This window comes from Hydrocoleum sp. CS-953, from assembly GCF_002260545.1.
GTDB lineage: Bacteria > Cyanobacteriota > Cyanobacteriia > Cyanobacteriales > Microcoleaceae > Trichodesmium.
The window spans coordinates 1-9,298 of sequence record NZ_LGSU01001287.1 but is presented as its reverse complement, the minus strand read 5'-3'; the positions used below and the strand labels follow the sequence as shown (position 1 = coordinate 9,298).

At 37.1% G+C, this 9,298-nt stretch carries 6 protein-coding genes and 1 pseudogene; 4 read left to right on the top strand and 3 right to left on the bottom strand.

Annotated elements, in window-relative coordinates; genetic code table 11:
* Nucleotides 1–308: 308 nt before the first annotated feature.
* Together AFK68_RS22980 and AFK68_RS43585 are read right to left on the bottom strand one after the other, a co-directional pair.
* The gene (locus tag AFK68_RS22980; protein WP_094675400.1) at nt 309–587 is read right to left on the bottom strand and encodes a hypothetical protein; all 279 of its coding nucleotides are present in this window, start codon (nt 585–587) and stop codon (nt 309–311) included.
* A complete protein-coding gene (locus tag AFK68_RS43585) occupies nt 588–710 on the bottom strand; it encodes a hypothetical protein (RefSeq protein WP_256386633.1) in 123 nt (40 codons plus the stop codon). It abuts the gene before it with no gap.
* Nucleotides 711–896: 186 nt separating this feature from the next.
* On the opposite strand from AFK68_RS43585, the gene AFK68_RS22975 reads away from it, so the two are divergent.
* The 4 genes and pseudogenes from AFK68_RS22975 to AFK68_RS22960 all read left to right on the top strand — a co-directional run bounded on the left by AFK68_RS22975 (nt 897) and on the right by AFK68_RS22960 (nt 4,726).
* A complete protein-coding gene (locus tag AFK68_RS22975; RefSeq protein WP_094675398.1) occupies nt 897–1,259 on the top strand; it encodes a rhodanese-like domain-containing protein in 363 nt (120 codons plus the stop codon).
* Nucleotides 1,260–1,451: 192 nt separating this feature from the next.
* Nucleotides 1,452–2,564, top strand: a complete 1,113-nt coding sequence (gene hrcA, locus AFK68_RS22970; RefSeq protein WP_371357508.1) for a heat-inducible transcriptional repressor HrcA — start codon at nt 1,452–1,454, stop codon at nt 2,562–2,564.
* Nucleotides 2,565–2,929: 365 nt separating this feature from the next.
* Nucleotides 2,930–4,212: pseudogene (locus AFK68_RS22965) on the top strand (RNA-guided endonuclease InsQ/TnpB family protein).
* Between the two features lie 100 nt (nt 4,213–4,312).
* The gene (locus tag AFK68_RS22960; RefSeq protein WP_094675393.1) at nt 4,313–4,726 is read left to right on the top strand and encodes a hypothetical protein; all 414 of its coding nucleotides are present in this window, start codon (nt 4,313–4,315) and stop codon (nt 4,724–4,726) included.
* Between the two features lie 1,356 nt (nt 4,727–6,082).
* Here the strand turns inward: AFK68_RS22960 and AFK68_RS22955 are convergent.
* Nucleotides 6,083–8,809: a chloride channel protein gene (locus tag AFK68_RS22955; RefSeq protein ID WP_094675391.1), complete on the bottom strand. Its 2,727-nt coding sequence runs from the start codon at nt 8,807–8,809 to the stop codon at nt 6,083–6,085.
* Nucleotides 8,810–9,298: the final 489 nt, after the last annotated feature.

Genomic DNA, 9,298 nt, shown 5'->3' with positions numbered 1-9,298 from the left:
AAAAAAGTGCTAGGATATTTCCCGATATTCAATTCCGTAACGGTTTTAACCTTCTTGTAATTATCAATTATCCATTATCAATTATCAATTAATGAACAGCCTTAATTTAGCGTTTTTCTGATGGCATTTTTCCCATTTCATAGCTAAATTTATATCAGATAAAACTCGCCATTCAGTCCCCAAATTATCAATTTTGGTATCTACATTTATCTCATTAATATTGGATTCTTCATCTTTTAAAAAATCCGACATCAAAACATGCATTGGAATGATATAGTCTGTATGAACATTAAAGGCATCTTTTGTCGCTAAATCAAGTAATTCTGCTCCCTAACTTCATACCTAAAGGCTTCTAATACATCTTTCTTATTATTTTGTTCTGGTTCATTTAAAGCTTTTCTATATGAGTAAGGCTCCCATTCTCCATCCTTATTTTTATAATTAAATGCACTATATTTTCCCCAGGAATGAAGAGCTATTTTGAGCTGGGGATTATCGGACATTGAAATGTGCGGTCGCCGTCGCAACAAAATCCATTTTCCTAGTAAATATTCAGGTGAATTTTCTTTAAGAATTGTTGTAAGCATTCAGCTATTAGCAGTCAGCTTACGAATTGTTCCTGGTGGGGTGCTAGTCAAAACATCTCTACACATTTTTGTCAACTCAGATTTATTTTTCAAATCTCCATAGTAATCATATTTTTTTCTCACTGAAACCTCCTCAAATCTAACGCAGACTTAACTGGTAATTCACGATTATCAAAGAATCACTATGATAGCCTTGAAAAAAAATTATCCAATAGTACCATTAAGCTGCGGAATGTAGAATTAACAACTTAATGTTTAACATTTATACTATTCTATTAATAAATAAATTAATTCTTGTATCTAACAAAAATGTCACAAAAGTTTTCCGAAGAACCTATGCTTGAAATTACTGTCCAAGACCTAGCAAGTCGCCTAACAAATGGTATTCCTGAAAATTTACAATTAGTAGATGTTCGAGAGCCACAAGAAGTAGAAATAGCCTTTATCAACGGTTTTAAAGTTTTACCCTTAAGTCAGTTTCCCGAATGGTCAGACCAAATTCATGTCCATTTAGACTCCGAGCAAGAAACATTAGTTTTGTGCCACCATGGGATGCGTTCTGCTCAAATGTGCCAATGGTTGAAGAGTCAAGGTTTTACTAATGTTAAAAATATTATTGGTGGTATAGATGTCTACTCATTAGTCGTAGATAAAAGTATACCGCGCTATTAGACAGCAAAAACTTTATGATTATTAAGTAGAAAAGTTTCTTTAACTACATATTTTTTAGCAGAATATGCTTATATCATAACGAAGCACCAAGTTATATTAAGAAAAATAACTCTAATGTTTTGATTAACTAAGATAATTATTTTCTGCTATTGTCTGGAAACTTACCGATATACTCACCCTACATCTATGTCAGTGCAAGTTAAGCTTAATAATCGTCATCAACATATTCTTTGGGCAACAGTTCGCCACTATATTGCGACAGCAGAGCCAGTTGGCTCAAAGTCCCTTGTAGAAGTAGAAGAGTATAATCTCAGTGTTAGTCCAGCAACCATTCGTAATGGGATGAGCTTTTTAGAGAAAAGTGGACTTTTATATCAACCTCATACTTCAGCCGGAAGAGTTCCCTCAGACTCAGGCTACCGAATATATGTCGATCAATTAATGACACCTTCAGAAAATTTGGCTTTTGAAGTTGAAGAACTTTTACAAAAACAACTGAATTGGCCAGAAGGTCGCCTAGAGGCTGTACTTCAGGGAGCAGCTCAAATTTTAGCTACTCTCAGTGGTTATATTTCTTTGGTGACAATGCCTCAGACTTCCACGGCCAAGCTACGACACCTCCAACTGGTACAAGTCGAAGCAGAAAAAATTATGCTAATTGTCGTGACAAATACTTATGAAACTCAGTCACTAATGATGGACTTGGGGGCAATAAATCAAACAAACGATCGACAAAATTCACCAGATAATTCGGTACTTTCCAACCCAGAGGATATTGATAGAGAGTTACAGATATTATCAAATTTTTTGAATAGCCAATTACGAGACCGGGCAATAGGAGAATTATCTTTATTGGACTGGAGTGAACTAGACCGGGAGTTTGAGAAGTACACTGAATCGATCAAAAATCTATTGGAAAATTTAACTCTCCGTTCTCAGACACCTGATTATACCAGAATTATGATTAGTGGTATAGCAGAAGCATTGCGTTTACCAGAATTCTCCCAACTGCAACAAGTCCAAACTATTATTCACCTACTTGAAGAAAAACAAGAGGAACTGTGGCCTTTAATATTTGGAGCTACCGGGAAAAAAACAGATAAGCAGGTGAAAGTTAGAATTGGCTCAGAAAATCCCTTGGAACCCATCCAAGGTTGTGCCTTAGTTTCTGCAACCTATGGGAATGGGACAATTCCTCTAGGAAGTGTAGGAGTTTTAGGGCCAACTCGGATGGTATATGAGAATGCGATCGCTCTAGTTAAATCTACAGCCGATTTTCTCTCGGAAACAATAGGAATTGATTAATGCTGAAATCTATACCTTTTATAGCCACTTTTCATCTCCAATGTAGGGTTTTCAGTAATGTTGTGTAAATTGTCGGCGATCGCCAAAAACATTAACTATTGAATTTATTTTTTCAACTGGCGACCACTCTCCCCTCCTATAGGTCGCTAGTTGGATGGAGACCTAGAGCTTTTATACTAGGTTTTGAAGTGTGGAATGTAGGATTGAAAATCATTTCAGGTTCTCATTTCACAAGTGGAGCTTAGGAATTATTTGTTACATTATTTAACTGAGTTGGTAGTAGAATAAAGATAGAGCATTGACTTAATCAAAGAATAACGATTTAATACGTTAAAAAGTATACCATTATACTGTCAATACCCTACATGAAATCCATCCGAACCAAACTCAAACTGAATAACAAGCAGAAAACACTCTTGGCTCAACACGCAGGTTATAGCAGATGGTGTTATAATTGGGGTCTAAGTTTATGGAATGCTGCTTATAAAGATGGTTATAAACCGAAGGCTCGCAAGCTAAGAGAGGTTTTTACCAATCATACAAAACCACTAACACCCTGGATGAAAAACTTATCTTCCAGAGTATACCAATATGCTTTTCCTTCGGAATGCTACCCTACGGGATGCTTCGCAAACGCAAACATTAACTTGGGTGAAGCATTTAAGAGATTCTTTTCCTTTCCTTCGGAATGCTTCGCAAACGGAATGCTACCCTACGGGATGCTTCGCAAACGCAAACAAGGGTTGAGTAAATATCCAAGGTTTAAGAAAAAAGGTAAACATGATTCTTTTCCTTTCCTTCGGAATGCTTCGCAAACGGAATGCTTCGCTTTCCACAATTGATAATTGTGGAAAGCCAATAGAATTAAACGGATGGAGTCATAAACTCCCTTTCATTGGTTGGGTGAAAACTTATGAACCCATTGAGGCAACAACTCAGAAAATAACTATTAGTAGACAAGCGGGTGATTGGTATCTTAGTTTAGCTTTTGAATTTACTCCGACTTCAAAAACAAAAACTACAGAAGTTGTAGGTGTTGACTTAGGCGTAAAAACCTTAGCAACATTAAGCAATGGGAAAGTTTTTGAAAGTTTAAAGTCATACCGTAAGCTTGAACCCAAACTTTCTCGGCTACAGTATATTAACCGGAATAAAATTATTGGTTCAGCTAACTGGAGGGCAGCACAACTTAAGATAGCTAGGCTGCATAGAAAAGTAGCAAACATCCGCAAAGATGCACTTCATAAATTGACAACATACTTAGCCAAAAACCACGGCACAATTGTCATAGAAGATTTGAACGTTAGTGGAATGTTATCTAACCACAAACTAGCTAAATCCATTGCATACCAAGGATTTTACGGATTTAGACGACAGCTAGAATATAAATGCCAATGGTACGGTTCGGAGTTAGTAGTAGTAGATAGATTTTTTCCATCATCAAAGACTTGTTGCAGGTGTGGTCACGTCCAAGATATGCCGTTAAACCTGAGAAGGTATGATTGCCCTGACTGTGGCTTGTCAATAGATAGAGATTTAAACGCAAGTATCAATTTGCGATCGGGCGGTCGGCTTGATCGTGAATGCCTGTGGACGGAGTGCTGCCGACAGTTCCGGTGGAAGGCGGTCAGACCCCGCGTCGGCGTAAGACGCAAGCGGTGCGACCCCGCGACGACGAAAGTCGCAAGGGAACGCGCACCAAGAGAGGGAATGCTGACCAAGAGACAGGAAGTAAACAGTAGAATATCATGCTATATGACGTTTTATATCGATTTTATGAAGCAGTTGAGTCTGTAAATATGAAAAAACTAAAAAAAATTATATCAGCTTTCTTGGCAACACTACAACCTAAATCAGAAAAACTAGAGGTTGAAACTTATGGTTTAACAGATAGTGAATTTTCTCTAGAAAAAACTGAGGAAATTGTGGGATGGTTACTAAAGGTATTGATAAAAACAGGATATATTGGTAAGTCTTATTTAATTTTTGACCATGGCAATGAAGACTGGGAAGATTTGATGTTGAAAGCAATTTTGAGAGAAGAACCAATGTTTTTGTATCGACTGAATAAAAGACCTTCACCTGCTAATATTGGCTGTCATTGGTATTTAACTGAACATCCGAGTTTGAGACTTTATCAGTTGCACTTTGAGGTTGATTAACAATTAATTAGACATCTCCAGAAAGGAGGGAACAGGGAACACTTATAGCAGTTTTCATGTTTTTTAGAGTACAGAGATTTAGGTTGAAAGGAAGAAGTAAGAAGTTTTGTAGTCTACCTTTGTGAAAACCGCTATAACTGAGAACAGGAATTAAAGATATAGATAATTTCGGTTTTGTTGCATGAAAGTAGCAATAGAACATCGGTGTCGCTTTGCTACGCATATCAAACGCGGAGTAAGTGCAGCAGCTATATCAGTCTCTTTGCATAGATTGATGTTTACTGCATCTATTGTACAATAGTTAGGACTGGCTGATTAAATCTAAAAATATTGACAGATAAGGGTTTGAGCCTAAAATTGATGTTTGCTTCATCTGTTGTACAATAGTTAAGGCTGACTGATTAAATCTAAAAATATTGACAGATAAGGGTTTGAGCCTAAAATTGATGTTTGCTTCATTTGTTGTACAATAGTTAGGGCTGACTGATTAAATCTAAAAATATTGACAGATAAGGGTTTAAGCCTAAAATTGAGCCTAAAATTGATGTTTGCTTCATTTGTTGTACAATAGTTAGGGCTGGCTGATTAAATCTAAAAATATTGACAGATAAGGGTTTAAGCCTAAAATTGAGCCTAAAATTGATGTTTGCTTCATCTGTTGTACAATAGTTAGGACTGACTGATTAAATCTCAAAGTATTGACAGATAAAGGTTTGAGCGTAAAATTGATGTTTGTTTCATCTGTTGTACAATAGTTAGGGCTGGCTGATTAAATCTAAAAATATTGACAGATAAGGGTTTAAGCCTAAAATTGATGTTTGCTTCATCTGTTGTACAATAGTTAGGGCTGGCTGATTAAATCTCAAAGTATTGGCAAATAAGGGTTTGAGCCTAAAATTGATGTTTGCTTCATTTATTGTACAATAGTTAGGGCTGGCTGATTAAATCTAAAAATATTGACAAATAAGGGTTTGAGGCTAAAATTGATGTTTGCTTCATTTATTGTACAATAGTTAGGGCTGGCTGATTAAATCTAAAAATATTGACAAATAAGGCTTTGAGGCTTTTTATGCCTCGAAAAAGTACCTAGTTTTGAGCTGCTTGATCCTCAAAAAGTTAGGATTTTGGGCGCATAGTTAAGTAATATCAAATTTGTTAGTATCGGTATAAAAAAGCAGAGAAACCGGGTTTGTCTCAAATACCCTACAATACTAAAATTGACCTCCCACAAACCCGGTTTCTTGTTACTCCGATTTTTCGGGAACCGTGGCAAGCGGATTTGATATAAAAGAATTACTCTCCTACTCCCTACTCCCCTACTCCCCTACTCATTACAAAAAAATTTTTCAGCAAACCCTAATTATTCGCAGCTCGCACTAAAATCACAGTACAATCACAACCACGAGCGATCGCCTCTGGAATGTTACCATTAATCATGTGCCTCAAAAATCCCTCCTTACTAGCACCAATAACCACAACATCAGAGTGATGAGCATTAGCCAAATCAACCACAGCCTCTGAAACAGATTTAGAACAGACTGTAGTAGCCATCACCTCAGTATGTAATCTGTGTTTTAGCATTCTAGCAGCTTGCTGCATTTCCTGAATATTAGGATTAACAACAGATTGAGTACAGACTTGACATAGAAGAATTTCTGGCTTCACACTCAAAGAAACTAAAGCAGGCAAAAGTTTAACTGCTGCTGCTTGTGTCGGAATATCCCTAAGAGGTACTAACCATTGTCGCCATCCTAAAAATGAGTACACATAATCAGAATAAGGGTTAAATTTTTCATTAGCAACACCTGAAAACTTTTCTCTCTCTCTAAATTTCTCACCACCCCACTTCACTACCACAACCTCACAAATAGCTTGTTGCATCAGAGTATCCACAATACTCCCAAAAATACGACCAGGTGCAATATCACCCTTCCAACCCATCAATATTAAAGATATATGTCTCTCCTTAACAGTTTCCAAAATAGCATCAGCAATATCGTGACCAACCCGCACTTGAGTATGGATGGGAATTTGTAAATCTGTAGCTATGCGTTCTGCCATTGCCAACAAACGACGACTCTCAGTTGTATCTACCACAGTCTCAGCAGGAGAATTTTGACGAGGTACAATTACAATTTGCAGACATTCTAGTTCATAATTGCGTTGCCGAGCAATTACAGCAGCCAACCTTAATAATGCAGGAGCAGTACGAGGATTACTCAAAGGTACTAACAACCGACCATTACCAATTTGAGGCGCTCGTGTTTGATAAACTACATAAGATGGTTCTGGAGGGTTAGTTCTTGAGTTTGTCTCACCTATTAATTGCTCTGATTCTATTTTAATGATATCAGTATCAGTAATAATCCCCACAAGATGACGACCCTCCATCACAGGTAAACGACTAATTTTGTATCTATGTAAAAGATTTAAAACCTCACTCAGATTATCTCTAGTCTTAACTGTCATTGGATGGAGTGTCATAAACTCTTTTAAAAGATGATTCCCTGGAACTTGACGTTTCCGAGTGTAGACTAAATCTGTCTGAGTGACGATACCTACCAGCAAACCTTGACTGTCAAGTACAGGAAAACCTCGATGAGTAGAACTAGAAAATTTCTGCTTAACTTCATCTAAAGTTAAATTAAAATCAAGAGTTTCCACAGGAGTGTGCATAACTTGATCGGCGCGAATATTACTCAAATAATCATTTGCTGAGGTTTCTTTGTTAAGTTGTAGACCTTTTAAATCTAAAACTAGGTCAGATAAAGATTTCTTATCTATCTTTTCTGCCACCAATAAAGCCACAATAGAAACAATCATCAGTGGTAACACCAAACGAAAGTCTTGTGTCTGTTCAAAAATAACTACTACTGCTGTGATCGGCGCTCTTGACACAGCACAAAAGAATGCACCCATTCCTGCTAGAGCGAAAATTGTTGGTTGTTCAATACCAACTAAATTACTTTGCAAAATCCCAATTATTTGACCTAAAGCAGAGCCAATAATTAAAGATGGTGCAAATAATCCGCCAGGGGCACCTGAACCTGCAGCAAATATTGTTAAGACAAAGTGTGCTGTAAAAGCTATGAAACTCAATTTCAAGTTAGCTTCATTACTTCCCAATATTTCTCTTAAACCTGTATAATTGTGAAATGACTCTGGTAAAGATGCAATTATTAAACCACTAATCAATCCGGTAATAGCTATTCGCCAAGGTAATTTTAATTTCAGTTTACGCTGATTAAATATTGAAGTTGCAATAATTCCCCGACTAAATACTGTTCCTAGTAACCCTGCTAAAATTCCCAAAACTATGTAGAAAGGAATTTCTTTAGGATCTAAAAATCCTGTAATTGATGTATCTAGGTAATCACTGCTGTTTTCTAAGTACAAACTTTTTCCACCTAGCATTTGCGAAGTAACTGCACCGACAAATGAAGCAATAATTGCTGGACCCAAGGTAATGCCAGAAACATCGTGCATTAGGTCTTCAACTACAAATAACACTCCAGCAATAGGAGCATTAAAGCCAGCAGCTAATCCAGCAGCAGCACCACAGGCAATTAACTGACGAGAATAACTGGGAGAAGTGGGAAGCCAACGACTAATCCAAGCTGCCAAAGATGCACCTATTTGCACAGTAGGGCCTTGTCTTCCTAGTGTTAGTCCAGAACCCACTGTCAAAATAGTAGTGAGCATTTTGACAATAGCGATCTGGAAGTTTAAGGGGACTGTCATACCTGCTAGTGCTGCTTTTACTTGTGGTACTCCACTCCCTCCAGTTTCTGGTGCTAAACGTTCTACTAATACACCTGTGAGAAATCCTCCAATTAAGCCAAAAATAGGTAGTAACAACCAAGGAGGAAATTTGAGGGATGCTGCTATTCGCCAACTACCTAGCCAGCCCACCCCTTCTTTGAGGGTGACGGCGGCTAATCCTGAAGTTATTCCGATTAAGCTGGCTTCAACAACTGCTATAAATTTGGGTCTTATTAGGGGCTTTGTCAGAAAGCCTGTGTATGGATAGACAAATGTTTTGAGATAGGTTTGTGTTTCTTCTCGGATGTGCTGATACCACATAAAGAAATGTTGGCTTTTATTTTGGCAGATTTGTTTTTAATTCTACTCCTTAGTTGGTATTTTTTTGATTTATTACTATTAATATAATTAAGCTAGAAAAGCACGATAATTACTTTCTTAGATTAATTACATCTCCTACTGAATTACTTGTCCGAATGAAAGGTAAGCATTGAGACTTAGCTATCAGCTATCAGCCATGAATTCATTATTGTGTTAGGAGGAATTAGTCTGATGGCGAGAATTAAAAGTCCGATACGAAAAAGGTCATTAGTTAATCTTAGTCGTTGTTTTATTCTTTACGAAAATACGAAAAGCTGTTTGCGCAGCATTCCCTTAGAAAAGCTGAATACTTACAATGAAAGTTATTGTTTCTAGAACCAAGATTTCCATGCACTCCAATTTTATATTACAGCACTTTTGAGGATGCTGAGGTACAGTTTTTGCAGTTCAGCCTTCGTTTGCTGTAACAAGCAGGATGCTTGTGTTACC